Source organism: Corynebacterium sp. zg-331, assembly GCF_014267345.1.
Lineage (GTDB): Bacteria > Actinomycetota > Actinomycetes > Mycobacteriales > Mycobacteriaceae > Corynebacterium.
In genome coordinates this window covers 102,617-128,882 of sequence record NZ_JACMYD010000002.1, presented here as the reverse complement: position 1 = coordinate 128,882, position 26,266 = coordinate 102,617, and the positions used below count along the sequence as shown (strand labels likewise).

The 26,266-nt window shown below is 68.3% G+C and carries 25 protein-coding genes; 19 read left to right on the top strand and 6 right to left on the bottom strand.

The features are described 5' to 3' along the window. Positions 1–13: 13 nt before the first annotated feature. Positions 14–1,369, bottom strand: coding sequence for a M20/M25/M40 family metallo-hydrolase (locus H7347_RS03900; protein ID WP_152821533.1), 1,356 nt, complete (start codon positions 1,367–1,369; stop codon positions 14–16). Positions 1,370–1,571: 202 nt separating this feature from the next. On the opposite strand from H7347_RS03900, the gene groL reads away from it, so the two are divergent. The 3 genes from groL (at position 1,572) to H7347_RS03885 (ending at position 5,148) form a co-directional block, all read left to right on the top strand. Next, positions 1,572–3,215: a chaperonin GroEL gene (groL, locus tag H7347_RS03895; RefSeq protein WP_152821532.1), complete on the top strand. Its 1,644-nt coding sequence runs from the start codon at positions 1,572–1,574 to the stop codon at positions 3,213–3,215. A gap of 129 nt (positions 3,216–3,344) precedes the next feature. Next, positions 3,345–4,244: a polyphosphate kinase 2 gene (gene ppk2 / locus H7347_RS03890; RefSeq protein ID WP_152821530.1), complete on the top strand. Its 900-nt coding sequence runs from the start codon at positions 3,345–3,347 to the stop codon at positions 4,242–4,244. Between the two features lie 466 nt (positions 4,245–4,710). Continuing rightward, positions 4,711–5,148: a CAP domain-containing protein gene (locus H7347_RS03885; RefSeq protein ID WP_152821528.1), complete on the top strand. Its 438-nt coding sequence runs from the start codon at positions 4,711–4,713 to the stop codon at positions 5,146–5,148. Between the two features lie 75 nt (positions 5,149–5,223). Here the strand turns inward: H7347_RS03885 and H7347_RS03880 are convergent, their stop codons facing one another. From H7347_RS03880 to H7347_RS03865, 4 genes are read right to left on the bottom strand one after another with little or no spacing between them, the layout of a single operon-like run. Next, positions 5,224–6,411 (bottom strand): hypothetical protein, encoded by a 1,188-nt coding sequence (locus H7347_RS03880; protein WP_152821526.1) that lies wholly within the window; start codon positions 6,409–6,411, stop codon positions 5,224–5,226. A 30-nt stretch (positions 6,412–6,441) separates the two neighbouring features. Next, entirely contained in the window at positions 6,442–6,897 is a 456-nt protein-coding gene (locus H7347_RS03875; protein WP_152821524.1) for a MarR family winged helix-turn-helix transcriptional regulator, read from the bottom strand. A 42-nt stretch (positions 6,898–6,939) separates the two neighbouring features. After that, the gene (locus tag H7347_RS03870) at positions 6,940–7,236 is read right to left on the bottom strand and encodes a rhodanese-like domain-containing protein (RefSeq protein ID WP_152821522.1); all 297 of its coding nucleotides are present in this window, start codon (positions 7,234–7,236) and stop codon (positions 6,940–6,942) included. A gap of 1 nt (position 7,237) precedes the next feature. After that, the gene (locus H7347_RS03865; RefSeq protein WP_152821521.1) at positions 7,238–7,714 is read right to left on the bottom strand and encodes an inorganic diphosphatase; all 477 of its coding nucleotides are present in this window, start codon (positions 7,712–7,714) and stop codon (positions 7,238–7,240) included. 97 nt (positions 7,715–7,811) lie between these two features. Here H7347_RS03865 and dacB point away from each other — a divergent pair, with 97 nt between their 5' ends. From dacB to lysS, 13 genes are all read left to right on the top strand, one after another. After that, entirely contained in the window at positions 7,812–9,095 is a 1,284-nt protein-coding gene (gene dacB, locus H7347_RS03860) for a D-alanyl-D-alanine carboxypeptidase/D-alanyl-D-alanine-endopeptidase (RefSeq protein WP_227658997.1), read from the top strand. Positions 9,096–9,124: 29 nt separating this feature from the next. Continuing rightward, complete coding sequence (tilS, locus tag H7347_RS03855) at positions 9,125–10,147, top strand: tRNA lysidine(34) synthetase TilS (protein WP_152821519.1); 1,023 nt, start codon at positions 9,125–9,127, stop codon at positions 10,145–10,147. Then, positions 10,137–10,727 carry a hypoxanthine phosphoribosyltransferase gene (hpt, locus tag H7347_RS03850; protein WP_152821517.1) on the top strand — a complete coding sequence of 197 codons (591 nt, stop codon included), beginning with the start codon at positions 10,137–10,139 and terminating at the stop codon, positions 10,725–10,727. The genes tilS and hpt overlap by 11 nt, the downstream gene beginning before the upstream one ends. A 135-nt stretch (positions 10,728–10,862) precedes the next feature. Continuing rightward, the gene (gene ftsH, locus H7347_RS03845) at positions 10,863–13,109 is read left to right on the top strand and encodes an ATP-dependent zinc metalloprotease FtsH (RefSeq protein ID WP_152821515.1); all 2,247 of its coding nucleotides are present in this window, start codon (positions 10,863–10,865) and stop codon (positions 13,107–13,109) included. Further along, on the top strand, positions 13,099–13,677 hold the full coding sequence (folE, locus tag H7347_RS03840) for a GTP cyclohydrolase I FolE (RefSeq protein WP_370513904.1): 579 nt from the start codon (positions 13,099–13,101) through the stop codon (positions 13,675–13,677). Before ftsH ends, folE begins: the two co-directional genes overlap by 11 nt. A 9-nt stretch (positions 13,678–13,686) precedes the next feature. Beyond that, the gene (gene folP / locus H7347_RS03835; RefSeq protein ID WP_152821512.1) at positions 13,687–14,550 is read left to right on the top strand and encodes a dihydropteroate synthase; all 864 of its coding nucleotides are present in this window, start codon (positions 13,687–13,689) and stop codon (positions 14,548–14,550) included. A 9-nt stretch (positions 14,551–14,559) separates the two neighbouring features. Continuing rightward, complete coding sequence (gene folB, locus H7347_RS03830; RefSeq protein ID WP_152821510.1) at positions 14,560–14,958, top strand: dihydroneopterin aldolase; 399 nt, start codon at positions 14,560–14,562, stop codon at positions 14,956–14,958. Beyond that, entirely contained in the window at positions 14,955–15,482 is a 528-nt protein-coding gene (gene folK / locus H7347_RS03825) for a 2-amino-4-hydroxy-6-hydroxymethyldihydropteridine diphosphokinase (RefSeq protein ID WP_152821508.1), read from the top strand. Before folB ends, folK begins: the two co-directional genes overlap by 4 nt. Beyond that, on the top strand, positions 15,479–15,946 hold the full coding sequence (locus H7347_RS03820) for a DUF3180 domain-containing protein (RefSeq protein ID WP_152821507.1): 468 nt from the start codon (positions 15,479–15,481) through the stop codon (positions 15,944–15,946). Before folK ends, H7347_RS03820 begins: the two co-directional genes overlap by 4 nt. Before the next feature lie 10 nt (positions 15,947–15,956). Further along, entirely contained in the window at positions 15,957–16,883 is a 927-nt protein-coding gene (locus tag H7347_RS03815) for a DUF6779 domain-containing protein (protein WP_152821505.1), read from the top strand. Next, positions 16,880–17,611: a hypothetical protein gene (locus tag H7347_RS03810; RefSeq protein ID WP_152821503.1), complete on the top strand. Its 732-nt coding sequence runs from the start codon at positions 16,880–16,882 to the stop codon at positions 17,609–17,611. The genes H7347_RS03815 and H7347_RS03810 overlap by 4 nt, the downstream gene beginning before the upstream one ends. Further along, positions 17,608–18,522 (top strand): pantoate--beta-alanine ligase, encoded by a 915-nt coding sequence (locus H7347_RS03805; protein WP_152821501.1) that lies wholly within the window; start codon positions 17,608–17,610, stop codon positions 18,520–18,522. The genes H7347_RS03810 and H7347_RS03805 overlap by 4 nt, the downstream gene beginning before the upstream one ends. Continuing rightward, on the top strand, positions 18,509–20,086 hold the full coding sequence (gene lysS / locus H7347_RS03800; protein ID WP_186337213.1) for a lysine--tRNA ligase: 1,578 nt from the start codon (positions 18,509–18,511) through the stop codon (positions 20,084–20,086). Before H7347_RS03805 ends, lysS begins: the two co-directional genes overlap by 14 nt. 82 nt (positions 20,087–20,168) lie before the next feature. Here the strand turns inward: lysS and H7347_RS03795 are convergent, their stop codons facing one another. After that, a complete protein-coding gene (locus H7347_RS03795) occupies positions 20,169–21,209 on the bottom strand; it encodes an ABC transporter permease (RefSeq protein ID WP_152821498.1) in 1,041 nt (346 codons plus the stop codon). A 98-nt stretch (positions 21,210–21,307) separates the two neighbouring features. Between H7347_RS03795 and H7347_RS03790 the strand changes: the two genes are divergently transcribed. The 3 genes from H7347_RS03790 (at position 21,308) to H7347_RS03780 (ending at position 26,237) form a co-directional block, all read left to right on the top strand. Continuing rightward, positions 21,308–21,883 carry a TetR/AcrR family transcriptional regulator gene (locus tag H7347_RS03790; protein ID WP_152821496.1) on the top strand — a complete coding sequence of 192 codons (576 nt, stop codon included), beginning with the start codon at positions 21,308–21,310 and terminating at the stop codon, positions 21,881–21,883. A gap of 39 nt (positions 21,884–21,922) precedes the next feature. After that, complete coding sequence (locus tag H7347_RS03785) at positions 21,923–23,404, top strand: MDR family MFS transporter (protein ID WP_152821494.1); 1,482 nt, start codon at positions 21,923–21,925, stop codon at positions 23,402–23,404. A gap of 241 nt (positions 23,405–23,645) precedes the next feature. Continuing rightward, a complete protein-coding gene (locus H7347_RS03780; protein WP_152821492.1) occupies positions 23,646–26,237 on the top strand; it encodes an ATP-dependent Clp protease ATP-binding subunit in 2,592 nt (863 codons plus the stop codon). Positions 26,238–26,266 lie beyond the last annotated feature (29 nt).

Genomic DNA, 26,266 nt, shown 5'->3' with positions numbered 1-26,266 from the left:
GAGGTTGGCAAGGTTACTGTCCGTAGCGCAGGAGGAAGAGCGCCTCGGCGATGGCCACGCGCTCGATTTCCGTGGGGTCGACGGATTCGTCGGCGGAGTGGATGAGGCAGTGCGGTTCCTCCACCCCAAAGAGCGCGATCTCCGCGTTCGGGTGCGCCTCGTGGAGCTTGGTGGTCAGCGGGATGGAGCCGCCGGAGCCCAGGGTGGCGGAGCGTTCGGTGCCGTAGGCCTCCGCCAGGCATGCCCGCAGCAGGCTCAGGACCGGGGCCTGGACGTCGGTGGCGAAGCCGTCGTTGACGTCCTCGATATCCACCTCGATGTGCGCCCCCCAGGGCACGTGGTGGCGTAGGTGCGCGGCCACCGCGTCGGCCGTATCGGCGGCGGAGACGCCGGCGGGCACGCGCAGGTTGATCTTAGCCTGGGCCATCGGGGCCACGGCGTTGACGGCCCTGTCCACCGGGGTGGAGGTCAGGCCCGTGATGCTCACGGCGGGGCGAGCCCAGAGGAAGTCGGCCAGGGCATCCTCGTTGCCGCCGGTTAGGCGCACGCCGTCGAGCACCCCGGCGTCGCGGCGGAAGTCCTCGGGGTCGTAGTGCTCCCCGGGCCATCGCGCGGAGGTGTCCACGCCCTCGATGACGGTGCGGCCCTCCACGTCACGCAGCGAATCGAGGGCGCGGATCAGGGCAAAGACCGCGTCGGGGGCGGCCCCGCCGAAGAGGCCGGAATGGACGGGGGCTTCGAGGGTGCGCACGGTGACGGTGAGTTGGGCGCCGCCGCGCAGGGAGGTGGTCAGCGTGGGCGTGCCCACGGCGGCGTTGCCGGTATCGGCGATCATGATGGCGTCGGCGGCAAAGAGCTCGGGCCGCTGCTCGATCAGGGCGTCGAGGCCCTCGCCGCCCTTTTCCTCGGAGCCCTCCACCACCACGGTGAGGCCCACCCCGGTGCCCCCGGCGGCGGCCACCGCGCGCAGGGCGGCCAGGTGCATGACGAGGTTGCCCTTGCAGTCCGCCGCGCCGCGCCCGTACCAGCGGCCACCGCGCTCGGTCAGCGTGCAGGGGTCGCTGGTCCAGGCGTCCGGGTCCCCGGCGGGAACCACGTCGTGGTGGCAGTAGAGCAGCACCGTGGGCTGCCCCGCGTCGGGCGCGCGGGTGCCGATGAGCGCGGTGGAGCCGTCGGTGGTGTCGATGGCCTCGACCGCCAGGCCGGCCTCGGTGAGGGCCTCTTCCACCCACCGTGCGGCCCCGGCGGCGTGGTCGGCCAGGGCGGGATCGCCGTGGACGGAGTGATAGGAAACGATCTCGCTGAGCTGCTTGAAGATAGTATCGCGGTCACCCAAGACCGCCTCGCGGACTGCCTGTGCGTCAATCATGGCCTCCAGCCTAACGTCCTTGCACTCGCGGGGGCAGACTGCTAAAACGGGATCTAGCACTTCGCGGCAGCGAGTGCCAGAAAAGGAAGAGCGCATCCCGGGTGAGGGTGGCATGCACTCACCACCCGTGCCGTCGCGGGCGCCCGCCGCGGTGCGCCGACGAGAGTGTCGTCGCTATGAAAGTTTTAAAGGAGTACGTCACATGTCCAAGATCATCGCCTTCGATGAGGAGGCCCGCCGCGGCCTGGAGAAGGGCCTGAACACGCTTGCCGACGCCGTGAAGGTCACCCTCGGCCCTAAGGGCCGCAACGTGGTGCTGGAGAAGTCCTGGGGCGCGCCGACGATCACCAACGACGGCGTCTCCATCGCTCGGGAGATCGAGCTGGAGGACCCTTACGAGAAGATCGGCGCCGAGCTGGTCAAGGAAGTAGCCAAGAAGACCGATGACGTGGCGGGCGACGGCACCACCACCGCCACCGTCTTGGCGCAGGCTCTGGTCAAGGAGGGCCTGCGCAACGTGGCCGCGGGTTCGAATCCGATGGGCATTAAGCGCGGCATCGAAAAGGCCGTGGGGGCGGTCACGGAGAAGCTGCTTGCCGGCGCCAAGGAGGTGGAGACCGAGGAGCAGATTGCCGCTACCGCCGGCATCTCCGCCGCCGACCCGGAGATCGGCAAGCAGATCGCCAAGGCCATGTACGCCGTGGGTAACGGCCAGGTGAACAAGGACTCCGTGATTACCGTGGAGGAGTCCAATACCTTCGGCGTGGACCTGGAGGTCACCGAGGGCATGCGCTTCGATAAGGGCTACATCTCCGGCTACTTTGCCACCGACATGGAGCGCCAGGAGGCCGTGCTGGAGGATCCCTACATCCTGCTCGTCTCCTCCAAGATCTCCAACATCAAGGATCTGCTCCCGCTGCTGGAGAAGGTCATGCAGTCCGGCAAGCCGCTGCTGATCGTGGCCGAGGACGTCGAGGGCGAGGCCCTGTCCACCCTCGTGGTCAACAAGATCCGCGGCACGTTTAAGTCCGTGGCGGTGAAGGCGCCGGGCTTCGGCGACCGCCGCAAGGCCCAGCTCCAGGACATCGCCATCCTCACCGGCGGCCAGGTCATCTCCGAGGAGGTGGGCCTCTCCCTGGAGATCGCCGACCTGCCGCTGCTGGGTACCGCGCGCAAGGTCGTGGTGACTAAGGACGAGACCACCATTGTGCAGGGTGCCGGCTCCTCCGAGCAGATCGAGGGCCGCGTCAAGCAGATTCGCGCCGAGATCGAGAACTCCGATTCTGACTACGACCGCGAGAAGCTGCAGGAGCGCCTGGCCAAGCTGGCCGGCGGCGTGGCCGTGCTCAAGGTAGGTGCCGCCACGGAGGTGGAGCTCAAGGAGCGTAAGCACCGCATCGAGGATGCCGTGCGCAACGCCAAGGCCGCCGTGGACGAGGGCATCGTGGCCGGCGGTGGCGTGGCGCTGCTCCAGGCCGCGCACGTGCTCGACAGCGACCTGGACCTGACCGGGGACGAGGCCACCGGCGTGAAGATCGTCCGCGAGGCGCTGTCCGCCCCGCTGAAGCAGATCGCCTTCAACGCCGGCCTGGAGCCGGGCGTGGTGGCCGACAAGGTGGCCGGCCTGCCCGCCGGGGAGGGGCTCAACGCCGCCACTGGCGAGTACATCGACCTCATGGCCGCGGGCATCAATGACCCGGTGAAGGTGACCCGTTCCGCCCTGCAGAACGCTGCCTCCATCGCCGCGCTCTTCTTGACCACCGAGGCCGTGGTGGCGGACAAGCCGCAGCCGGCTTCCGCCGCGGCACCGGGTGCCGATGAGATGGCGGGCATGGGCGGTTTCTAAGCCCATCGCCGCATCGTGAGGAGGGGCCGCCGTGGAAGCCACGGCGGCCCCTGTCGCGTCGATAGCGCGGGGTGATCGGGGGTAACGATTCGCCTGAACAGAATGGTCTGGTGCGGCTACCATGGAGTCATGGCTGAGCGTACTGAGGATGACCTGCCCGTCATCGACCTGGCAAAGACCGAAGGCTACGTGGTGGATGATTCCGATGAGGATGATCCGGCCCTGATCCGTCCCGATGGCACCCCCGTGGAGACGTGGCGGGAGAATTACCCCTACGACGAGCGCATGACACGCGAGGATTACGACCATATCAAGCGCTCCCTCCAGATCGAGCTGTTGAAGTGGCAGAACTGGACCAAGGAGACGGGACAGCGCCACATCATCTTGTTCGAGGGGCGCGACGCCGCGGGCAAGGGCGGAACCATCAAGCGCTTTAACGAACACCTGAACCCGCGCGGCGCGCGCACCGTGGCGCTGGAAAAACCCAGCCCGAGGGAGTCCACCTCGTGGTACTTCCAGCGTTATATCCAGCACTTTCCGGCCGCGGGCGAGATCGTGTTCTTCGATCGCTCCTGGTATAACCGCTCCGGCGTGGAGCGCGTGATGGGTTTCTGCACGGAATCGCAGCACGCGGAGTTCCTGCGGGAAGTGCCCATGCTGGAGAACATGCTTCTCGGCTCGGGCATCTCCCTGACTAAGTTTTGGTTCTCGGTGAGCAAGAAGGAGCAGCGCACCCGCTTTGCCATCCGGCAGGTCGATCCGGTGCGGCAGTGGAAGCTCTCCCCGATGGATTTGGCCTCCCTGGACAAGTGGGAGGACTACACCAGGGCCAAGGAGGAGCAGTTTCGCTACACGGATACGGATGAATCTCCCTGGATCACCATTAAGTCCAATGACAAGAAGCGCGCCCGGATCAACGCGATGCGCTACGTGTTGAGCAAGTTCGACTACACGGATAAGGACTACGAGCTGGTGGGGCAGCCGGACCCGAAGATCGTGATGCGGGGGCGCGATCAGATCGGCGATTAGTCCCTCGCGGTGGTGCGCGACAGCGCGGAGTGGGTCTTCCGGGGCGAGGGTTCCGGAAAACCCACTCCTTCTTTTTAGGTAGAGGTAGAACATCCGACGTCGCAGGATCGTCGTTCCTGGTGAAAGATTTAAACAGGAAAAACCCGTATTTTAAAGGTCTAGGAACTGGCAGGTTTCCAAAATGTGATATATATAACATAAATATACCTCTGTCGAGGATTTTGTGGCTACGGGGGGAACTTTCGGCCATGGTTGCGGCATTCTCGGACCCGCCGGGGGCGATTCTCGCCGCCGGACCGGATCGTGGATCCGGGGCAGTCCCCGCGCGACAATCAGGGGATAGGGTAATGCTATCGAAGAAATTAGGTATCACCTAGACTATTAAAGGTTTGGGTGGAGTTCGGGGCGGGAGCTGCTAGTCTAAGCGCCGAACTACTTGGGGATACCTTAAGAAAGGCACAGCATTATGGCTCGTAAGAATGTTGGCAGGAAGACCGTGGCGGTCGGGACCATCATGGCCTCTGCCCTTATTACCTTTTCCGCGCAGACCGCTCACGCGCACGACTGCTCCGACGAGTACGTCGTTAATATCGTGAAGCTGACGAACGAGCAGCGCGTCGCCAAGGGGCTGAGCCCCCTGGAGTGCGACGAGGAGCTGACCCGCCAGTCCCACGAGTGGGCCGAGCACATGCGTCAGACCGGCGAGTTTGAGCACGCCGAGGGCGATTTTGCCGAAAATATCGCCTGGAATAGCCGCAGGGCCAGCGCGGACGCGATCGTGGAGAACTGGGTGAAGTCCCCGGCGCACCGCAACAACATTTTGGATGCTGGTGCCGCCCTGATCGGCGTGGGCTGGAGCTATAGCGAGAAGGTCGGCGCCTACGTGGTGCAGCGCTTCCTCTAGGGGCCATAGACTTTAGCCGAGTATGAGGGGCTTCCTGGGAGAGCCGGGGGCCTCTTTTGTTGTCCTCATAGATGCTCAGGGCGCTTCGCGGCGCACCGCGCGCAGGCACCATACCGCCGCGCAGACCGTGGCCGCCACGATGAGGAGATTGCGCACGGTGGCGACGAGGATGATTCCGCCGTGGGCGGGCGTCGCGAGGAAGGCGCCGAAGAACACCGGATAGACCAGGCTGGTGAGCCCGGCGGCCCCGAGCAGGCACGCGGCGCACCAGCGCAGCGGCCGGGCCGAATCCAGGGCCAGCATGACGGCGAGCAGGGGGCCGACCCACAGCAGATATTGCGGGGAAAAGACCTTGGCGCTGACCATGATGAGCAGGGTGCTCAGCAGCCATAGCGCCCTGGTGGACTCCGGTCGGTGTTCCGCGCTGCGCAGAAAACGCCAGGCGGCGATCGTGACGATGCTCGCCGCGGCCGCCACCATGAGGCCGGTGGAAACGCCGAGTCCGAGGGAAACGCCGGGTCCAAAGACCTCGTAGCTCTGCGAGGGGGCGTAGCGGATGCTCCAGCGCTCGGCATCGCCAAGGCGCAGCCATAAAAAGGGCGTGGCGGCGATCGCCTCGGACTGGAGGCCGCGCTCGTCCTGGTAGGTCAGGGGGGACAGCACCCGCCACCAGCCCTGGGTAAGGGCGCTCGCGGCGGTCACGGCGGCCAGGCCGCCGCCGAACCACGCGAGCCGGATCCAGGTACCCGCGCTGCGCCGATGCCCCACCAGTCCCGCGGCCAGGGCCGCAGGCCACAGCTTCAGGGCGGCGGCCACCGCGAGCAGGCCGGAGGCGCAGCGTTCGGAGCGGCCGAGGAATAGCGCGGCGGCGGCCACGGCCAACCCGGGCAGGAGATCCAAACGCCGCGTGAACAGCGGGGCCAGGGCCACGGCGAAAAGAAGCCAAAACCCCAGGGCCCACCAGGTGCGGCGGCGGGCCAGGAGGAAACAGAAGAGCGCGTCGAGGCCCAGTAACAGCAGCATGAGGCCGATGACAAAGGCCTGCTCATCCCCATCGGCCAGGCGATGGAGCAGGCGCAGCGGCGCGATGGAGGCGTCAGGGTACTCGTTCATCGCCCGCTCGCCGCGGGCCTCGGCCTCCAGACCACGAAAGTAGTAGGAGACGTCGCCGCGGGGCACGGGCTGGTGAACCGCGTAGAACAGAAGCAGGGCGCGGCTGCATAACCAGGCCGATGCGGCCCGAAGAGAAGGGGAGGATAACACGGAGGTGATCTTAACGGATCGCCCCTCGGCCTATTCCTCCTCCGCCGCGATGATGGATTTGGCCAGTTTGCGCAGGTGCTTGAGCTGCTTGGAGGTGGATTCGTCCAGGGCGGCGTCCTCGCCCTGGACGACCAACTCCGCCATGGACGCGCGCGCCTTGCGACCCTTCTTGGTGATCGCCACGATCTGCCTGCGGCGATCCTTGGGGTCGCGCTCGCGGGCGGCCCAGCCGCGCTTTTCCAGGGAATCGACTAGGCGAACCATGTCCGAGGCATCGATCATCAGCAGGGTGGACAGGTACGACTGGCTGGTGGCGTTGCCGGAATCGAGGCAGGTGAGCACCCAATACTCGCGCAGGGTGGCCTGCACCTCCCCCAGGCGGCCTTCCACCTCATCGCGCGTGCGCCGCCGCAACCGCTCTAGCTGAAAGGACGGCGATTGCAACAGCGCCGTGGGAAGGGCGGAGTGATCCGATTTGGAGGGCATAGGTCTATCATACGCAGGCCGGGGCGGCCGGATATGAGGGGATCAGTCCGCCATCGGTAGGCCCCGCTCGCGCCAGGCCTCGGTTCCGCCCTCGACGTTGATCACGCCCTCCCCGCCGCGCGCCTGCTCCAGGTACTCGGCGCACTCGCGGGAGCGCCCGCCGATCTTGCAGATCAGGTACGCCTCGCGCTCGGGGTCGATCTCCCCGATGCGCCCCACGAACTCGGACATGGGGATGTTTACGGCGCCGCGGGCGTGGCCCTGGGCGTACTCATCCGGCTCGCGGACGTCGATAAGCTGGGCGCCCGCGGGCACCCCGGTGACCTCGACGCTGCGCATCCTAGTGCTTCTCCCGCTCGATGGCCTCGGCCAGGATGCGCGCGGCCTCGTCCTTGCCGGCCCACCCGGAGCCGTGGACCTCCTTGCCCGGCTCCAGGTCCTTGTAGTGCACGAAGAAGTGTTCGATCTCGGAGCGGGTAAACTCGGAGACGTCCGCGATATCCTGGATGTGCTCGTAGCGCACGTCGTCGAGCACACAGAGCAGCTTGTCATCGCCGCCGGCCTCGTCCGTCATCTTGAACACGCCGATGGGACGGGCCTTGACGATTACGCCGGGCAGCACGGACTCGGGCAGAAGCACCAGGGCGTCCAGAGGATCGCCGTCCTCGCCCAGGGTGCCGTCGATGAAGCCGTAGTCCGCGGGGTAGGCCATGGGGGTAAACAGGTAGCGATCCAGGTATACCTTGCCCGTCTCGTGATCCACCTCGTACTTATTGCGCGACCCCTTGGGGATTTCTACGGTGACTTCCACGCTCATCACGCTTGCTCCTTTGCTTTCTCTGCGTCCTCATCGTGCGGTGAACTCCCACCATCCTAGCGGGGTGGCTAGGGTGATATACCGATGGTGATGCACGATGACTAAAAAGGCATGGATGGCCACCGCCGCAGCGCTCTCCGTGGCGGTGGTGGCGGTGGCGGGCACCGGGGTGGCCTACCAGGAAAAGTATGCCGATCTCGACCACGCTCCGGCGCTGACGATCGCCCAACCCGCTCCCCTGCTGGAACCCGCCGCAGCCAGCGGCCCGGTGGACAACGCGGCGCTGGCCCGGCGGCTGACCCCCCTGGCCGAGGACAAGGCCCTGGCGGACTTCGGTGTCGAGGTCACCGACACGGTGACCGGCCAGACCGTGATGGAACGCAACGCGACCACGGCCCTGCGCCCCGCCTCCTCCACCAAGGTGCTCACCGCCGCCGCGGCGATAGCGGCCCTGGGCCACGACGATCGCATCGTCACCCCCGTGGTGCGCGGGGAGCGGTCCGGCACCGTGATCATCAAGGCCGCCGGGGACGTGTGGCTTAGCGATGCCCGCCTCGACGATCTCGCCGCACAGATCAAGGCGGCGATGCCCGAGGTCACCGGGGTCTTCATCGACACCTCCGCCTGGTCGGGCGAGACGATCCTGGAGGGCTGGGATCCCCAGGACATCGACGCGGGCTTCGTTGCCCCCCTGGAACCCGCCATGCTCTACGGTGCGCGGATCGGCGCGACGACCGGCGACGCGCCCCGCAGCCATACCCCCGCCCGCGACGTGGCCCAGGGGCTGGCCGCGCGCTTGGGGGCGGACACGGTGGGGGAGGCGGCGGCCCCGGCGGGGGCCGAGGAAGTAGCGCAGACCGCCTCGCCCACCCTGGTGGAACGCATCTCCTCGATGATGCAGGACTCCGATAACGTGATGGCCGAGGCCATCGGCCGGGAGCTCGCCCTCCACCGCGGCGCCACCGCCGATGCCGCCGGGGCCACCCGGGCCACGCTGCGCACCCTGGCCGAACACGGCCTGGACACCGGTGGCGTGGAGATCTTTGATAACTCCGGGCTGTCCGTGCGCAACCGGATCACCCCCGCGCTTTTGGACACGATCCTCTACCAGGCCGCCACCGCCCCGCTGCTGCGCCCCATCCTGGCCGCCCTGCCGGTGGCCGGGGGCACCGGCACGCTCGCGGAGCGCTACGGCGACCTGCCCGGTCGCGGCTGGGTACGGGCCAAGACCGGCACCCTGGACGAGACCTCGGCACTCGCCGGGGTGGTGACCGCCACCAACGGCCGGGTATACACCTTCGCCATGATCTCCAATGGCTCCGAGGTGCCGGCGGCCCGGCGGGCGATGGATGCCCTGGCCTCCGCGATCCGCGAGGGGTGAGTGTGGGATCGATCCCGGAGAACCGATCGATGCGACCGGGCCCGTCCGGCAGCGCGGCGTCCTCGCGCCTCGGGGCGGTGCGGATTCCCCGCGACCCCCCGCATTTCCTGGCCGTGCGCCTGGCCGTGCGTCGACACCTCTCCCGGCACCTCGCGGCGTACGGGCCGCGCGGGACGCAGGGCGGGGGGCCGGAGCGTGCCGAGGCCATTGTGGGCCTTTCCGGGGGCGCGGACTCTACCGCTTTGCTGGCCGCCGCGCTGGTGGAGGGGCTGAGGCTCCACGCCGTGGTGATCGATCACGGTCTCCAGGAAGGCTCGGGCGCGGTGGCGGGGCGCGCGGCGGCCATGGCCGCGCGCATGGGGGCGAGCGCCGCCGTGTACCGCGTGGCGGTCACCGGCCCCGGTGGCACGGAGGCCGCCGCGCGCGCGGCACGCTACGCGGCCTTGAGCCGTGCGGCGGGGGATCGACCGATCCTGGTGGGGCACACCGGGGAGGATCAGGCGGAGACCTATTTGTTAGGTGCGCTGCGCGGCAACCCCGCGGGCATGCCGCCGGTCTCGGGGGCGCTGCATCGCCCCCTGCTGGGGGTGCGCCGCGCCGATACCCAGGCGGCGTGCCGCGAGCTGGGGATCGAGCCATGGCAGGACCCGCACAACGAGGACGCGGCGTTTCGCCGCGTGGCGCTGCGCCGTGAGGTGATCCCCGGGATGGCCACGGCCTTAGGTGTCAACGATCCGGTGATGCCCCTGGCGCAGGCCGCTTCCCGCGCGGCGGAGGACGCGGCGGCCCTGGACCTGTGGGCGCGCCGGGCGGCCACGAAGGACGCGGTGGCGCTGGCGCGGCTGCCGGGCGCGGTGCGCTCGCGCATCCTCGCCCGCATGGTGCGCGAGGCTGGGGGGCGGGTCACGGGGGCCTCCATCCGGGCCCTCGACGCCCTGGTGACGGACTGGAACGGGCAGGGTCCGGTGGCGGTGGGGGCGGGGTTGGTTGTGACACGGGCAGATGGCACACTTACGGTGACAAGGGAGAAAGGGGTGCGCGATGCACGATAAAGAGGATGTCAACGTTCCGGACGGCCCGTATGGTTCCGATGTGGCTTCGGTGGTGATCACGGAGGAGGAACTGCAAAACCGCATCCAGGAGATGGCGGATGCGGTCTCCGAGCGCTACCGCGACGAGGAGGAGGATCTGCTGCTGGTGGGGGTGCTCAAGGGCGCGGTGTTCTTCATGACCGACTTCGCCCGCCGCCTGCGCATTCCGGCGCAGATGGAGTTCATGGCCGTGTCCTCCTACGGCAGCTCCACCACCTCCTCCGGGGTGGTGCGGATCTTGAAGGACCTCGACCGCGATATCAGCGGGCGCAACGTGCTCATCGTGGAGGACATCATCGACTCCGGCCTCACCCTGTCCTGGCTCATCCGCAACCTGAGGCATCGTAACCCCAAGTCCCTGGAGGTCATCACCCTGATGCGCAAGCCGGAGGTGCAGACCGCCCAGGTGGATCTGATGGATGTGGGCTTTGATCTGCCCAATAAGTTCCTCATCGGGTACGGCCTGGATTACGCGGAGCGTTACCGCGACCTCCCCTACGTGGGAATCTTGAACCCCGAGGTCTACGCCCACGAGAAGTAGGGCGGTGCGCCCCGCTCCGGGAACGAAAAGACCCGTCCCGGCGTTGTTCCGCATGAAAGAACCTGCGACGGCGCAGGACAATGAGAAAGGGTTTGGGCCGAGGAACCACAGCGACGACTCCCTCGGCGTGCACACATGAAAAACAAGCGCATCCTCCGATTCGGCGTCATCGCCGCCGTGGTCCTGGTCACTTTTTTTGTCTTCTCCCTGCTCACGGACGATACCCGGGGATATCAGCGGGTGGATACCTCCGTGGCGATGAAGCAGCTCGGCGACAAGAACGTGACCGAGGTGCAGATCGACGACCGCGAACAGCGCCTCCGGCTGAAGCTCAAGGAGGGCATCGAGGTGGACTCCCGGGAGGGAGTCACCGAGATTCTCACGCAGTACCCGGCCCGTACCACCCCGGACGTTTTTGCCGCGGTCAAGGATTCCGGGACCGAGGAGTTCGATACCCGGGTCACCCAGGAGAGCTTCCTGATGTCCATGGTCAGTTTCCTGCTGCCCATGGTGTTGCTCTTCGGCCTACTCATGTTCTTCCTCACCCGGATGCAGTCCGGGGGCATGTTCGGCATCGGGGCCTCCAAGGCCAAGCAGCTGAGCAAGGACATGCCCACCAACACCTTTGCGGACGTGGCCGGGGCGGATGACGCCGTGGAGGAGCTCCAGGAGATCAAGGACTTCCTGGAGGACCCCACCCGCTACTACGAGCTGGGGGCCAAGATCCCGCGCGGTGTGCTGCTCTATGGCCCGCCCGGCACGGGCAAGACGCTGTTGGCCCGCGCCGTGGCCGGAGAGGCCGGTGTGCCGTTTTATTCCATCTCCGGTTCGGACTTCGTGGAGATGTTCGTGGGCGTGGGCGCCTCGCGCGTGCGCGACCTTTTTAAGCAGGCCCGCGAGAGCGCGCCGTGCATCGTGTTCATCGACGAGATCGACGCGGTGGGCCGCCACCGCGGCAGCGGCATGGGCGGCGGGCACGACGAGCGGGAGCAGACCCTCAACCAGCTGCTGGTGGAGATGGATGGCTTCGGCGACCGCGAGGGCGTGATCCTCATGGCCGCCACCAACCGCCCCGACGTCCTCGACCAGGCCCTGCTGCGCCCGGGGCGCTTCGATCGCCAGATCCCCGTGACCAACCCCGACCTCGCCGGGCGCGAGCAGATCCTCAAGGTGCATGCCAAGGGCAAGCCCTTCGCCCCCGATGCCGACCTCACCGCCCTGGCCAAGCGCACCGCGGGCATGTCCGGCGCCGACCTGGCCAATGTGCTCAACGAGGCCGCCCTGCTTACCGCTCGCATTGGCGGCAACGTGATCACCGCCGACGCCCTGGAGGAGGCCACCGACCGGGTGATCGGCGGCCCGCGGCGCTCCACCACGGTGATCTCGGAGAAAGAGAAGAAGGTCACCGCCTATCACGAGGGCGGGCACACCCTGTCCGCTTGGGCGCTCAAGGACATCGAGCGCGTGTACAAGGTGACGATCCTGGCGCGCGGGCGCACCGGCGGCCATGCGATGACCGCCGCCGAGGACGACAAGGGCATGTATAACCGCGACGAGCTCTTCGCCCGGCTGGTCTTTGCCATGGGCGGGCGCTCGGCGGAGGAGCTGGTCTTTGGCGAGCCCACCACCGGGGCCTCCGCGGACATCGAGCAGGCCACCAAGATCGCCCGGGCGATGGTGACGGAATACGGCATGTCGCCCGCCCTGGGCACCGTGAAGTACGGCGCGGAGCAGGGCGACCCCTTCTCCGGGCGTGGCGGCGGAGGCACCCTGGATTACTCCCCCACGGTGGCTGCCACGATCGACGAGCAGGTGCACTACCTGATCGACAAGGCGCACCAGAAGTCCTACGAGATCCTCTCTCGGTACCGCGATGACCTGGATCGGCTCGCGGAGAAGCTCCTGGAAAAGGAGACGCTGCGCCGCCCCGATCTGGAGGCCCTGTTCGAGGGGATCGAGCCGGTGTCCGCGGGCGAGGTATTCCCGGACGAGGCGGCGCGTTTCCCCCGCCAGGAGGGTCGCACCCCGGTCAAGACCCCCACGGAGTTGGCCATCGAACGCGGCGAGGAGCCGCCCAAGCCGTTTAGCCTGCTGGAGGCCAGCCGCGCGGCGCGCGCCAAGCGGCTGGCGGAGCGCAAACAGAAGGGCGCGAGCGCCAGCGGGGACTCGGCCGCCGCGCCGCGGTACGCGGGCACCCCACCGCCGGCGGACTGGGAGGTGCCGGGGTGGCCCCCCAAGCCGGAGTCGGAGGATCGGGCTCAGGGGACCTCGGCGGCCCCACCGGAGGACATGATCGGATTTCGCCTCCCGGAACGCGAGCGCCCGGATCACGAGGACGCCTCCGAGAAGGATCAACGGAAGGACGATGAAGGTGAGCGCTAACAACGCTTTTGATCAGGAACGCGCCGAGGCCGCCGTGCGCGAACTACTATGTGCGGTGGGGGAGGATCCGGACCGCGAGGGGCTGCGCGATACCCCGGCCCGGGTAGCGCGCGCGTACCGGGAAACTTTCGGCGGCCTGCACACCGACCCGGCCGAGGTGCTGGAGAAGGTCTTTCACGAGGATCACCAGGAGCTGGTGCTGGTGCGCGATATCCCCGTGTACTCCACGTGCGAGCACCACCTGCTGCCCTTCCTCGGCAAGGCGCACATCGGATACATCCCCAATAAACGGGGCATGGTAACGGGCCTGTCCAAGCTGGCGCGCTTGGTGGATCTCTACGCGCGTCGCCCCCAGGTGCAGGAGCGGCTGACCTCCCAGGTGGCCGACGCGCTGGTGGATAAGCTCGGGGCGCAGTCGGTGATCGTGGTCATCGAATGCGAGCACCTGTGCATGGCCATGCGCGGCATCCGCAAGCCCGGCGCCGTGACCACCACCTCGGCGGTGCGCGGGGGCTTCCAGGCCTCGGCCGCCTCCCGGGCCGAGGCGCTGAGCCTGATCCGAGGGTAGGGCGGAGCCATGCGCGTAGCCGATCTCACGGTGCCGGGCCGATGCTTGGTGATGGGTATCCTCAACGTCACCGAGGATTCCTTCTCCGACGGCGGCCGCTACCTCGACCTCGATGCCGCGGTGACGCACGCACACCGGTTGGTGGCGGCGGGGGCGGACATGATCGACGTGGGCGGGGAATCCACCCGCCCGGGCGCCACTCGCGTGGACCCGGAGACGGAGCATCGGCGCGTGATCCCGGTGATCCGGGCGCTGGCCGCCGAGGGCATCGCCACCTCCGTGGACACGATGCGCGCGCGCACGGCGGCGGCTGCGGCCGAGGCCGGGGTGAGCATGATCAACGACGTCTCCGGAGCGCTGGCCGATGCGGATATGCCGGCGGTGATGGCGCAGGCGGACGTCCCGGTGTGCCTCATGCACTGGAAGGCCGTGCGTTTTGGCGACGCCGCGGGTCGGGCCCATCACGAGGGCGGCGTGGTGGCCGACGTGCGCGCCACCCTGCACCGCCTGGTGGAGCGCGCCCTGGCCGCCGGGGTGGCTGCCGGGAACATCGTGCTCGACCCGGGCCTGGGCTTCGCAAAGTCCGCCGCGGATAACTGGGCGCTGCTGGGGGCGCTGCCGGAGTTCATCGCCGGGGATTTTCCCCTGCTGGTGGGGGCCTCGCGCAAGCGTTTCCTCACGGAGATCCGGGCGGACCGGGGCCTCAGCGCCACCCCCGTGGACGCGGATCCCGCCACCGCCGCGGTCACCGCGCTGTCCGCCCAGCTCGGGGCGTGGGGCGTGCGGGTGCACGAGGTGGGGGTATCGCGCGATGCCGTGGACGTGGCCGCGCGCTGGCGCGCCGCGGCCGGGCAGGGCGTAGACAAGGAGTAGGAGAGCGCTATGGCGGATAGGATCGAGCTGACGGGACTGGCCTGCTACGGCTACCACGGAGTATTTCCCGAGGAAAGGCGCGAGGGGCAGGACTTCCTGGTAGACGTCACCTGCTGGCTGGACGCCAGGCCGGCCGCGGCGGGCGACGATCTTGCCCTCACCCTCAACTACGCGGAGCTGGCCGAGCTGGCGCACCGGGTGGTCACCGGCCCCCCGCGCGATCTCATCGAGACGGTGGCCGCCGAGATCGCGGATAGCGCGATGGCCCGCTTTGACCTTCTCCACGCCGTGGAGGTCACCGTGCATAAACCCCAGGCCCCCATCCCCCTGGCCTTTGGCGACGTGGCGGCGGTGGCGCGACGCTCCCGCAAGCACGCCTCCGCTCCCGAGCGGGGAGGACGACGATGAGCACGACGCGCGCGGTGCTGTCCATCGGATCGAATATGGAGGATCGCTGGGCGCTGCTGCGCACGGTGACCCGGGAGTTTGACGGACAGATCCTGGCGGCCTCCCCGGTGTATGCCACCCCGCCGTGGGGGGTGGAGGATCAGGGGGAATTCCTCAATGCCGTGCTGATCGTGGAGGTGGCCGAGGAACCCCTGGCGCTGCTGCACCGCTGCCAGGGCCTGGAGGAGGCCGCCGAGCGAGTGCGGCTGCGCCGGTGGGGGCCGCGCACCCTCGACGTCGATGTGGTGCAGGCCCACCGCGACGGCCGGGAGATTCTTTCCGAGGACCCGGTGCTTACCCTGCCGCACCCCTGGGCGCACCGCCGCGCCTTCGTGCTGGTTCCCTGGCTTCGCGCCGACCCGCACGCCCGGGTGCGCGGGCGCGCGGTGACCCACTGGCTAGACGCCCTGCCGGAGGAGGAGGTAGCGCGCATCGTCGCCCTGGGTCCCCTCCTCGACGCGGAACCCGGGGGCGGGCAGCCATGAAAAAGACCTCCGTGGCGCTCCTGGTGGCCGTGGGTGGCTTCGTGGCCGCCCTGGTGGCGATCGCCACCTGGCGCTTCTATGGTTCCCTGCCGCCCATTCCCGTCGCGGTCTCTATCACGCTCTGGGCGATGGCCGTGGTCTGCTTGTATCTGGCGGCCAAGGTGCGTTCCCGGCGCAAGGAAGGGCGCATCGGTATGGACCGCAGCCAGCTCAACCCGGTCATGGCGGCGCAGTTTCTGGTGGTGGGCAAGGCCTCGGCGTGGACGGGCGCGCTCATCGGCGGAGCCTACCTGGGCATGGGCGTTTACGTGGTGCCCCGGGCCGAGGAACTCGCGGCGGCCGGACAGGATGCGCCGGGCGTGGTGGCCTCCGCCCTGGGCGGGGTGGTACTGGCCGCCGCCGGGGTGTTCCTGGAGCGCAGTTGCGAGGTGTCGCCTCCCTCCGGTTCGGAGGGGGTTAGGTAAGTTAGACGGCATGAGTACGCCGCAGTCGGACCGGAACCCCGAGCCCACCTCGCGTCGCGCCGCCCACGGCGCACACACGCGCCGCCACGGTCGTGGCGCGGGCACCGATGGCGGCCAGGTGCTCCTGGTGGTGCTGGTGGTCCTGGCGCTGGCGGCCAGCGTCGTCATGCAGTTCACCGATTCCCACGCGGCCTTAAAATTGGCCCTCCTGGCGGCCTTGTGGGCCTGCGTCATCGGGTTTTTCCTGGTTAGCCGGTATCGGCGCCAGGTGCAGCGCGCCGGCGAACAGTTGGCTTATGAGCAGCGTCTGCACCGCTCCGAGCTGCGCGAGGCCCAGGCGCGGGCGCAGGTCGCCGAGAGCCGGCGCGGTGATGCGGACTCCCGGGGCCTCAGCGAGGAGGAGATCGCGCTGCTCGGTGAGATTCGCGCCGGGATCGACGAGGTGCGCAGCAAGCTTGAGGATCTTCAGGGCCATGCCTTCGAATACGAGCCAGCCGCCCTGCGCGCGCAGGCCTGGCGGCTCCAGGAACTGGAAAACGCGGTGCCCCCCGTGGTGACCGAGAAGACCGGCCACATCGCCGGTGCCCCCTCCGTGGACGCGGTGGCGGGCAGGCTCGGACATACCGACGGCGCGGCGGAGGCGGCGCGCTCCATCTCCCCGGAGCTGGCGCACGTGCTGGACTCCGAGGCCCATGCCTATCGGGGCAGCCGTCGCGCCGCCGCGGCGGAGGTTCCCCGGCCGAATGAGTCCGCGGGTCACCACGAGGCGGCCTCGCCCCTCGAACCGAGCGTGGAGGACACCGCGGAGATCGCGGTCGTGCCGCCGGAGACCGAGGCGTCCGCTGTGGGCGGCCGGGGGCGGCGCCGCGCCGATGAGCACTCCGGGGGGCTGTCCGTGGCGGAACTGATGGCGAACATGCGTCGGGGGGAGCAGTGAAGCCCCCTCGGATGAGGGTGGGGGTATGGCCCGGGCGGGAGCAAAGCGGCGCTTGGCGGGTCGCTGAGTACATAGCGCAGGGATTAGGCCGGGCGGGGCACGCTCTTACCCGGCTCGCGCCCACCGAGGAGGGGGCGGCCCGGGCGGAGGCCCTCCAGGCGATCCTGCTGGGGGTGGGGGAGCGGGAACTGCCCGGGGCGGTGACCCTCGTGGAGCCGCATCTTCGCCCCCACCACATCGTTTTCCACGTACTGCCGGGGGCATCGCTGGAGCCGCTGGCCCCGGCCACGAGGGCCGGGGCGGTGGTGGGCAGCCTGGTTCCCCTGTCGCCGGGCTGGTGGGCGGTGGACTACGGAGATGAGTTAGCCAAGACGGTGCTGGAGCTCTTGGCCCGGGAGTTGGGCGGGAAGGCCGTGCTGGTGCCGGGGGAGCGCCGCCTGGCGTTGGCCACGGGGCTAAGCTGGTATCGCTTCGCCCGGGACGTGCAGGAGGAGGCCGATCGCGCGCTGCGCGCGGCCCTGGAGGGTTCTGCTGAGGCCGCAGAGTGGGTCGCCCGTGTCCCGAGTAGTATCTCGGTGCTGGCCGATGCCCCCGAGTTGGATCGTCAGCTTTCCGGCATCGTCGATCCGGGACGGGCGCGGTTGTTCGCGCAGCTCGCGCGCCGAGCGGCGGAGCGAGACGGAAGAGAAGAAGTGGAGCTGTGGGCGATGCAGGAGGACAAACCATGACGTTCCGAAGGGGCGAGGCCACCGAGGTGCATTCCGCGGATCGGGTTGCCATGATCGCCCGGGCATTTCGCAAGACGGGCAAGCCGGTGGTGCTGGTTCCCCTGGGATCGGCTATTCACGCGGGGCACATATCCCTGGTGCGCGCGGCGCGCCGGGTGCCGGGCGCCGTGGTGATCGTGGCGGTCTCGGGCGAGGTGGATCGCTCCCGGCTGGCGGTGCTCGATACCGATGTGATTTATCGATACACGCGGCAGGATCTACACCCGCAGGGCGTGCGCACCGTGGTCTATCCCCGGGACTGGGGCCTGGAGTTCGTGGACGACCTGGCCATCGACCTCACCCGGATCGTCATCCTCACGCAGATTACCCAGGCCACGGATGTGATGGTGGGGGAGAAGGACTACGAGCTGGCGGTATGCGTGCAGACCGCCATGACGGACTTCCACATGGGGGTGCGGGTGCACGGGGTTCCCACGGTGCGGATGCCCAACGGCCTGGCGGTGTCTCTGCGCAACGCCCGGGTGCCGGAAAAGGATCGCGCCAAGGCGCTGGCGCTCTCGGCGGCGCTGACCGCCGGTGCCCACGCCGCCGAGGGCGGGGCCGCCGCGGTGCTCGACGCCGCGCGCGGCGTGCTGGAGGCCGCGAAGGTGACCCCGGAATACCTGGAGCTGCGCTCGATGGGCATGGGCGAACCCCCGGAGAAGGGCGAGGCCCGGCTGCTGGTAGCGGCCAAGTTCGGGAAGGTGCGCCTGATCGATAACGTGGGCGTGCCGGTGGGCATCGGTTTCCGTCACCTTGAGGCGCACGCCGAGGAGGCGGCGCAGGAGGAGGGACCGTCCGGGCGGCACGCGCGCCAGGGCAACGCCCCGGATGTGCTATCGGCTACCCTTGACACTCGTGACGAACGCTAAGGACACCAAGGATCAGGTTGAGCTTCCCGAGCAGCTGCGCATTCGCCGCGACAAGCGCGCGCGCCTGCTGGAACAGGGGATAGAGCCGTACCCGGTGGAGGTGGATCGCACCACCTCCATTCAGGATCTGCGCTCCCGGTACCGGGTGGACAGGGAAGGCGATTCCGTCGCGTCGGAGGCGATCACGGCCACGGTGCTCACCCCCGGCGAGGAAACGGGGGAGGTCGTCTCCGTAGCGGGCCGCCTGATGTTCATGCGCAACACCGGCAAGCTGTGCTTTGCCACCCTGCAGGAGGGCGACGGCACCACGATCCAGGCCATGCTTTCCCTCGCGGAGGTGGGCCAAGAAAGCCTGGATTCCTGGAAGGCGGACGTCGATCTGGGCGACTTCGTCTCCGTGCGCGGCCGGGTGGTGGCCTCCAAGCGTGGCGAGCTCTCCGTGATGGCGAGCGGCTGGGCGATGGTGTCCAAGGCGCTGCGGCCCCTGCCTGTTTCCTTCGCCGAGATGGCCGAGGATACCCGGGTGCGCCAGCGGTACACCGACCTGATCATGAGGGAACAGGCGCGCACCAACGCGCTCACCAGGATCAAGGTCATGCGGGCGCTGCGCCGCTTCCTGGAGGGGCAGGGCTTCCTGGAGGTAGAAACGCCGATGCTTCAGACCCTCCACGGGGGCGCGGCGGCGCGCCCCTTCATCACGCACTCCAACGCCCTCGACATCGACCTGTACCTGCGCATCGCCCCGGAGCTGTACTTGAAGCGCTGCGTGGTGGGCGGCATGGAGCGGGTGTTCGAGGTGAACCGCAACTTCCGTAACGAAGGCGTGGATTCCTCGCACAGCCCGGAGTTTGGGATGCTGGAGACCTATCAGGCCTACGGCACCTACGAGGACGGCGCGCGCCTGACCCGCGAGCTGATCCAGGCCGTGGCGATGGAGGTCTTTGGCTCCACCACCGTGACGCTGGCCGACGGCACCGAGTACGACCTGGGTGGGCAGTGGCGCGAGATGGAGATGTATCCCTCCCTCAACGAGGCCCTGGCCCGCAAGTACCCCGGCCAGCCGGAGGTCACCGTGGACTCCACCGTGGAGGAGCTGCGCGCGCTGGCAGACGCCATCGGCCTGGAGTGGCCGAAGAAGGGCGGCTGGGGCCATGGCAAGTTCGTGGAGGAGATCTGGGAGCACCTGTGCTCCGATCAGCTCGACGGCCCGGTGTTCGTCAAGAACTTCCCCGTGGAGACCTCCCCGCTGACCCGCGATCACCGCTCCCAGCCCCGGGTCACGGAAAAGTGGGACCTCTACGTGCGCGGCTTCGAGCTGGCCACGGGCTACTCCGAGCTGGTGGACCCGGTGATCCAGCGCGAGCGCTTCGAGGATCAGGCGCGCCTGGCCGCCGGCGGGGACGACGAGGCGATGGTGCTCGACGAGGACTTCCTCGCCGCCATGGAGCAGGGTATGCCGCCCACCTCGGGCACGGGCATGGGCATTGATCGCCTGCTCATGGCCCTGACCGGCCTGGGAATCCGGGAGACGGTGCTCTTCCCGATGGTCAAGCCGGAGGCGTAGCAACCCCGGGCAGATCGACGCCCTCCCTTCCGCGCGTGCGCAGATGACGTGCGGGAGGGAGGGCGTCGATTGTGCTCAGCGGCTAGCGCTGGCGCCTGCCCACGGCGAGGCACAGCAGGCTGAGGGCCGTCCAGGCGGTCAGCGTCCACCAGGCGTGGGCTGTGCTGGCCTCGGGGAAGTAGCTGAGGGTGCGCAGGAGTTCCTGGGTGGCGCCGGGGACGAGGGAGCGCCCGATCGCGTCGAAGTGCCAGGGCAGGAACTCCAGGGGCAGCGTGGCCCCGGAGAGGGGGTTGCCGAGGAACATGGTGATGACGGCGCCGAGGCCTATGCCGAGGAAGGCCAGGAGGCTGTGCAGGCCCGTGACCAGGGCGGCCGTGGCGCCGATGCCGAGCGCGAGGGCGCCCCAGAGCGGCGCGCTCGCCGTGGGGAGGAAGCCGAACCAGGCGTGCAGGATCGGCAGGAGGGCGCTGGCGGCCAGCGCCGAGTAGGCCAGGATCGCGGCGAGGCGGGGGCCGCGCCCGCGCACCTTGAGGGAGATGAGCACGCCGCCGATGATGCCGCCGAGCGTGAGGGGGAAGGCCGCCACGGCCAGCCCGCTGCCCTGGGGGTCGTCCTCGGAGAGCGGGGCGACCTCGGTCACGGTGGGGCCTTTAAGGCTCTGCTGAAGGAGGCGGCTGAGGGCCTGGGGGTCGGTGACGCTCCCGGAGGCGAGGGCGGCGCCGATGCGCTGCTTGTGCAGGGCGGTGCCCGCTGTGTCCATCATGGTGGCCACGGAGTTGTTCGCGGCGGGGGCGGTGAGCACCTCGGCGGGGGCGGCGGGGTCCTGCGGGATGAGGAACGCGCCGTAGGCCTCGCGGCGGGCGATGAGGTCTTCTGCCTCCTCCCGAGAATCCGCGCGGGCGAGTTCGAAGGGTGCGTCCTGCTGCCGCATGGACTGCGTGAGGGCGTCGTAGGCGGGCTCGCTGGCAACCACGCTGACGGGGAGGTCCTTGGGGGTGGAGGTGAAGGAGGGCCACGCGAAGGCCAGCAGGGCCAGGGTGACGGCGAGGGCGGCGGCCAGGGCGACGAGCAGCGGCCTGCTCCAGGCGGGCTTGTCCTCGGAGTGAGGGGTCTGGTGGGGCATGGTGCGCACCTTTCAAAAAAGAATGTTCGTTCTTTTTGGGATGATGCCCCGGCCCCGGGCGCTTGTCAAGCGGAACGTTCGCTTTTTATGGTTGGGGCATGCCGAAAATCAGCGAGGAGCGCCGCCAATTGCGCCGCCAGTGCGTGATCGACGCTGCCGTGAAGGTACTGCAGGAGCGGGGCTTCGCCGGGGCCTCGATGGCGGAGATCATCGCGGCCTCCGGCATGTCCGCCGGGGCGATCTACGGCTACTTCCCCGGTAAGAAGGAGCTCTTTCAGGCTGTCGCGCACCAGGTGCTGGGGCAGCGGCTGAGCGTGCTTAAGCGCACCCCCACGGGCGAGGTGCCTCCCCCCGAGGAGGCGCTGGAGGCCTTCTTCGCGGTGCTGCGGGAGGGGGAAGAGGGATCGAGGATGATCGTGCAGATGTGGGGGCAGGCCGTTCACGACGCGGACATGCGGGCGGTGGCGGGCGAGGTGATCGGCGGGGCCCGCCAGGCGGTGCAGGGCTACCTGGAAGCCTGGTACGTCCAGGAGGGCGCGCCCGACCCGGCGGATCGCGCGCGGGAGGGCACGGGCCTGGTGCTGGCCCTGGCCCAGGGATCATTGGTCCAGTCCGCCTTGCTGGGCGAACCCCTGTTCCATGTGGAGAACGGGCTGCGCAGAATGCTAAGGTAACGATCCTCTTTTGTGTTAAAAGTGGAAAGGCCTCTTTTTATGTCTGACAATGAGCCTTCCGCTCCTCTAGATTCCCCTTCTGAGGACGTGAAGATCCCCGGTTCCGTGATCGTCGTCCTGGTGGTGCTCGTCTTTGCCGTCATGATGATGTTCCTCAATGAAACGATCCTCTCGGTGGCCTTGCCCGCCATCATGGCGGACTTCGGCATCGAACCGGAGGAGGCCCAGTGGCTCACCACGGGCTTCATGCTCACCATGGCCATCGTGATCCCCACCACCGGCTACGTGCTGCAACGGTGGAGCACCCGCACCATCTTCCTGATGGCGCTGTTCTCCTTCCTCCTCGGCACGGTGGTGGCCGCCTCCGCCCCGGTCTTTGGCGTGCTGCTGGCCGGCCGCGTGTTACAGGCGGCGGGCACGGCGCTGATCATGCCGCTGCTGATGACCGTGGCCATGACGGTGGTGCCGGCCCAGCGCCGCGGCGCGGTGATGGGCACCATCTCCATCGTGATGGCCGTGGCCCCGGCGTTGGGTCCCACGGTCTCCGGGCTCATCCTGGAGGCGTACAGCTGGCACTGGCTGTTTTGGGTGATGGTGCCGCTGGTGGCGATCGTGCTGGTGTGCGGCCTGATCTTCCTGCGTAACATCGGGGAGACCTCCCGCACCCCGCTGGACGTTCTCTCCGTGCTGCTCTCCGCCGTGGCCTTTGGCTCCCTGATCTACGCGTTGAGTTCCCTGGGCGAGCTCTTCGATCCCCAGAGCACCGCGCGCGGTCGGGTCCTCGCGCTGGCGGTGGTGGGCGTGGCGGCTCTCGTCGCCTTCGTGCTGCGCCAGCGCGCCCTGATCCCCTCGGGCCGCGCCCTGCTGGACCTGCGGGTCTTCGCCCTGCGGGATTTCATCATTCCGGTCTCCGTGCTGCTCATGGTCTTTGGCGCGCTGCTGGGCGCGGTGACCATCCTGCCGCTGTACCTGCAAACCTCCCTGGACTTCTCGGAGCGCACCACCGGGTTGATCCTGCTGCCGGGCGGGCTGCTCAACGGCCTGCTCTCCCCGTTCGTGGGCCGCATCTTTGATCGCGTGGGCCCGCGCCCGCTGCTCGTGCCCGGAGCGATGATGCTCGTGGGCTCGCTGGTGGCGATGTCTACCCTCACCGAGCACAGCGGCCTGCTGGCGGTGATGATCATGCACGTCTGTTTCTCGGTGTCTCTGGGTCTTTCCATCACCCCGCTGATGACCACCGCCCTGGGCGCGCTGCCGGCCACCCTGTACGGTCACGGCTCCGCCTCGCTGAACACACTGCAACAGCTGGCGGGGGCCATGGGCACCGCGCTGCTGATCATGATGCTGGGCCGGGGCACCAAGACGGCGCTGGCCGATGGCGCGACGATGCAGGCTGCCACCGCCCACGGAACCCACTGGGCTTTCCTGCTGGGAACGGCCTTTGCGGTGGTGGCGCTGCTGCTGTCCCTCCTGGTGCGCCGCGTGCCGGTGGGACACCGGGAGGCCGGGCCCGCCCATTAAGACCGATCGCCCCGGCAATCGTGGAGGGGTCACACCGCGTGGGTGGCGCGGCCCCTCGCGGTGTGAAGGGCGCGGACAAAGGGGTTGTTCGCTACCGGCGTACAGCGCCATGACCTGCACAAAGGTCGTTTTTTCCGGACCTGGGGCGGGGATGGGGAGCGCGACCGCCATTTTTCGCCGTACCCGGGCGTTAGAGTGAGGGGACATAAATAGCAACGATGAAGTGAAGGAAGAGCAAGATATGTTCGAGAGGTTTACCGATCGTGCGCGGCGCGTCATCGTCCTGGCGCAAGAAGAAGCGCGGATGCTTAACCACAATTACATCGGCACCGAGCACATCCTGCTTGGCCTCATTCACGAGGGCGAGGGCGTGGCGGCCAAGGCCCTGGAATCCATGGGCATCTCGCTCGACGACGTCCGCCGCGAGGTCGAGGAGATTATCGGTCACGGTTCTCAACCACACACCGGCCACATCCCCTTTACCCCCCGCGCCAAGAAGGTGCTGGAGCTCTCCCTGCGCGAGGGCCTGCAGATGGGGCATAAGTACATCGGAACGGAGTTCCTGCTGCTGGGCCTGATCCGCGAGGGCGAGGGCGTGGCAGCCCAGGTGCTGGTGAAGCTGGGGGCGGACCTGCCGCGCGTGCGTCAGCAGGTGATTCAGCTGCTCTCCGGTTACGAGGGCGGCCAGGGCACCAACCCGGAGAATACGCAGTCTCCCCAGGGCGGCCCCGTGGGGGCGGGCGCGACGGCCGGGCCCGGCGGCGGAGGCCGCAGCGGTTCCGGGGGGGAGCGCTCGAACTCCCTGGTGCTGGATCAGTTCGGTCGCAATCTCACCCAGGCCGCCAAGGACGGCAAGCTCGACCCCGTGGTGGGCCGTGAGAAGGAAATCGAGCGCGTGATGCAGGTGCTGTCCCGCCGCACCAAGAACAACCCGGTGCTCATCGGCGAGCCCGGCGTGGGCAAGACCGCTGTGGTGGAAGGCCTGGCCTTAGACATCGTCAATGGCAAGGTGCCCGAGACGCTCAAGGACAAGCAGCTCTACTCCCTGGACCTGGGTTCCCTGGTGGCCGGCTCGCGCTACCGCGGCGACTTCGAGGAGCGCCTGAAGAAGGTGCTCAAGGAGATCAACCAGCGCGGCGACATCATCCTGTTCATCGATGAGATCCACACCCTTGTCGGCGCCGGTGCCGCCGAGGGGGCCATCGACGCCGCTTCGCTGCTCAAGCCCAAGCTGGCCCGCGGCGAGCTCCAGACCATCGGCGCGACCACCCTGGACGAGTACCGCAAGCACATCGAGAAGGACGCCGCCCTGGAACGCCGCTTCCAGCCGGTGCAGGTGCCCGAGCCCTCCGTGGAGCTTTCCGTGGAGATCCTCAAGGGCCTGCGGGATCGCTACGAGGCACATCACCGCGTGTCCATCACGGATTCCGCGCTGGAGGCCGCCGTGCGGCTCTCCGACCGCTACATCAACGATCGCTACCTGCCGGATAAGGCCGTGGACCTCATCGACGAGGCTGGCGCCCGCATGCGCATCAAGCGCATGACCGCCCCCGAGGGGCTGCGCGAGGTGGACGAGCGCATCGCCGCCGTGCGCCGGGAAAAGGAAGCGGCCATCGACGCCCAGGACTTCGAGAAGGCCGCCGGGCTGCGCGATAAGGAGCGCAAGCTGGGTGAGGAGCGCGCGGAGAAGGAAAAGCAGTGGCGCGACGGCGACCTGGAGGACATCGCCGAGGTGGGCGAGGAACAGATCGCGGAGGTGCTGGGCACCTGGACCGGCATTCCGGTGTTCAAGCTCACCGAGGAGGAGTCCGCGCGTCTGCTCAACATGGAGGCTGAGCTGCACAAGCGGATCATCGGCCAGGATGACGCCGTCAAGTCCGTGGCGCGCGCCATTCGCCGCACCCGCGCGGGCCTGAAGGACCCCAAGCGCCCCTCCGGTTCCTTCATCTTCGCCGGCCCCTCCGGCGTGGGTAAGACGGAGCTGTCCAAGGCGCTCGCGGAGTTCCTCTTCGGGGAGGAGGACGCCCTCATCCAGATCGATATGGGCGAGTTCCACGATCGCTTCACCGCCTCGCGCCTCTTCGGCGCGCCCCCCGGGTACGTCGGCTACGAGGAGGGCGGTCAGCTTACCGAGAAGGTGCGCCGCAAGCCGTTCTCCGTGGTGCTCTTCGACGAGATCGAGAAGGCCCACAAGGAGATCTACAACACCCTGCTTCAGGTGCTCGAAGAAGGGCGGCTGACCGACGGCCAGGGGCGCGTGGTGGACTTCAAGAACACCGTGTTGATCTTCACCTCGAACCTGGGCACCCAGGACATCTCTAAGGCCGTGGGCATGGGCTTCACGGGCTCCTCGGAGAACGACGAGGCTGCGCAGTACCAGCGGATGAAGAACAAGGTGCACGACGAGCTGAAGAAGCACTTCAAACCGGAGTTCCTCAATCGCATCGACGACACGGTGGTGTTCCACCAGCTCACCCAGGATCAGATCGTGCAGATGGTGGAGCTGCTCATCGGCCGCGTGGAGAAGATGCTCCAGGCCAAGGATATGGGCATCGAGCTCACGCAGAAGGCCAAGAACCTGCTGGCCAAGCGCGGCTTCGACCCCGTGCTGGGCGCACGCCCGCTGCGTCGCACCATTCAGCGCGAGATCGAGGATGCCATGAGCGAGAAGATCCTCTTTGGCGAGCTGGGCGCGGGCGAGATCGTCACCGTGGACGTGCAGGGCTGGGACGGCGAATCCAAGGAGACCCAGGACGCCACGTTCACCTTCACGCCGCGCCCCAAGCCGCTGCCGGAGGAGGCCTTCGAGGAGATCGCGGAGGAGGTGCACTAGCCGCGAGGCGTCTTCCTGGTAAACAGGGA

Coding starts and splice junctions, on each gene's coding strand:
- H7347_RS03900 (WP_152821533.1), bottom strand. CDS start 1,369: ATGATTGACGCACAGGCAGTCCGCGAGGCGGTCTTGGGTGACCGCGAT.
- groL (WP_152821532.1), top strand. CDS start 1,572: ATGTCCAAGATCATCGCCTTCGATGAGGAGGCCCGCCGCGGCCTGGAG.
- ppk2 (WP_152821530.1), top strand. CDS start 3,345: ATGGCTGAGCGTACTGAGGATGACCTGCCCGTCATCGACCTGGCAAAG.
- H7347_RS03885 (WP_152821528.1), top strand. CDS start 4,711: ATGGCTCGTAAGAATGTTGGCAGGAAGACCGTGGCGGTCGGGACCATC.
- H7347_RS03875 (WP_152821524.1), bottom strand. CDS start 6,897: ATGCCCTCCAAATCGGATCACTCCGCCCTTCCCACGGCGCTGTTGCAA.
- H7347_RS03870 (WP_152821522.1), bottom strand. CDS start 7,236: ATGCGCAGCGTCGAGGTCACCGGGGTGCCCGCGGGCGCCCAGCTTATC.
- H7347_RS03865 (WP_152821521.1), bottom strand. CDS start 7,714: ATGAGCGTGGAAGTCACCGTAGAAATCCCCAAGGGGTCGCGCAATAAG.
- dacB (WP_227658997.1), top strand. CDS start 7,812: ATGACTAAAAAGGCATGGATGGCCACCGCCGCAGCGCTCTCCGTGGCG.
- tilS (WP_152821519.1), top strand. CDS start 9,125: ATGCGACCGGGCCCGTCCGGCAGCGCGGCGTCCTCGCGCCTCGGGGCG.
- hpt (WP_152821517.1), top strand. CDS start 10,137: ATGCACGATAAAGAGGATGTCAACGTTCCGGACGGCCCGTATGGTTCC.
- ftsH (WP_152821515.1), top strand. CDS start 10,863: ATGAAAAACAAGCGCATCCTCCGATTCGGCGTCATCGCCGCCGTGGTC.
- folP (WP_152821512.1), top strand. CDS start 13,687: ATGCGCGTAGCCGATCTCACGGTGCCGGGCCGATGCTTGGTGATGGGT.
- folB (WP_152821510.1), top strand. CDS start 14,560: ATGGCGGATAGGATCGAGCTGACGGGACTGGCCTGCTACGGCTACCAC.
- folK (WP_152821508.1), top strand. CDS start 14,955: ATGAGCACGACGCGCGCGGTGCTGTCCATCGGATCGAATATGGAGGAT.
- H7347_RS03820 (WP_152821507.1), top strand. CDS start 15,479: ATGAAAAAGACCTCCGTGGCGCTCCTGGTGGCCGTGGGTGGCTTCGTG.
- H7347_RS03815 (WP_152821505.1), top strand. CDS start 15,957: ATGAGTACGCCGCAGTCGGACCGGAACCCCGAGCCCACCTCGCGTCGC.
- H7347_RS03805 (WP_152821501.1), top strand. CDS start 17,608: ATGACGTTCCGAAGGGGCGAGGCCACCGAGGTGCATTCCGCGGATCGG.
- H7347_RS03795 (WP_152821498.1), bottom strand. CDS start 21,209: ATGCCCCACCAGACCCCTCACTCCGAGGACAAGCCCGCCTGGAGCAGG.
- H7347_RS03790 (WP_152821496.1), top strand. CDS start 21,308: ATGCCGAAAATCAGCGAGGAGCGCCGCCAATTGCGCCGCCAGTGCGTG.
- H7347_RS03785 (WP_152821494.1), top strand. CDS start 21,923: ATGTCTGACAATGAGCCTTCCGCTCCTCTAGATTCCCCTTCTGAGGAC.
- H7347_RS03780 (WP_152821492.1), top strand. CDS start 23,646: ATGTTCGAGAGGTTTACCGATCGTGCGCGGCGCGTCATCGTCCTGGCG.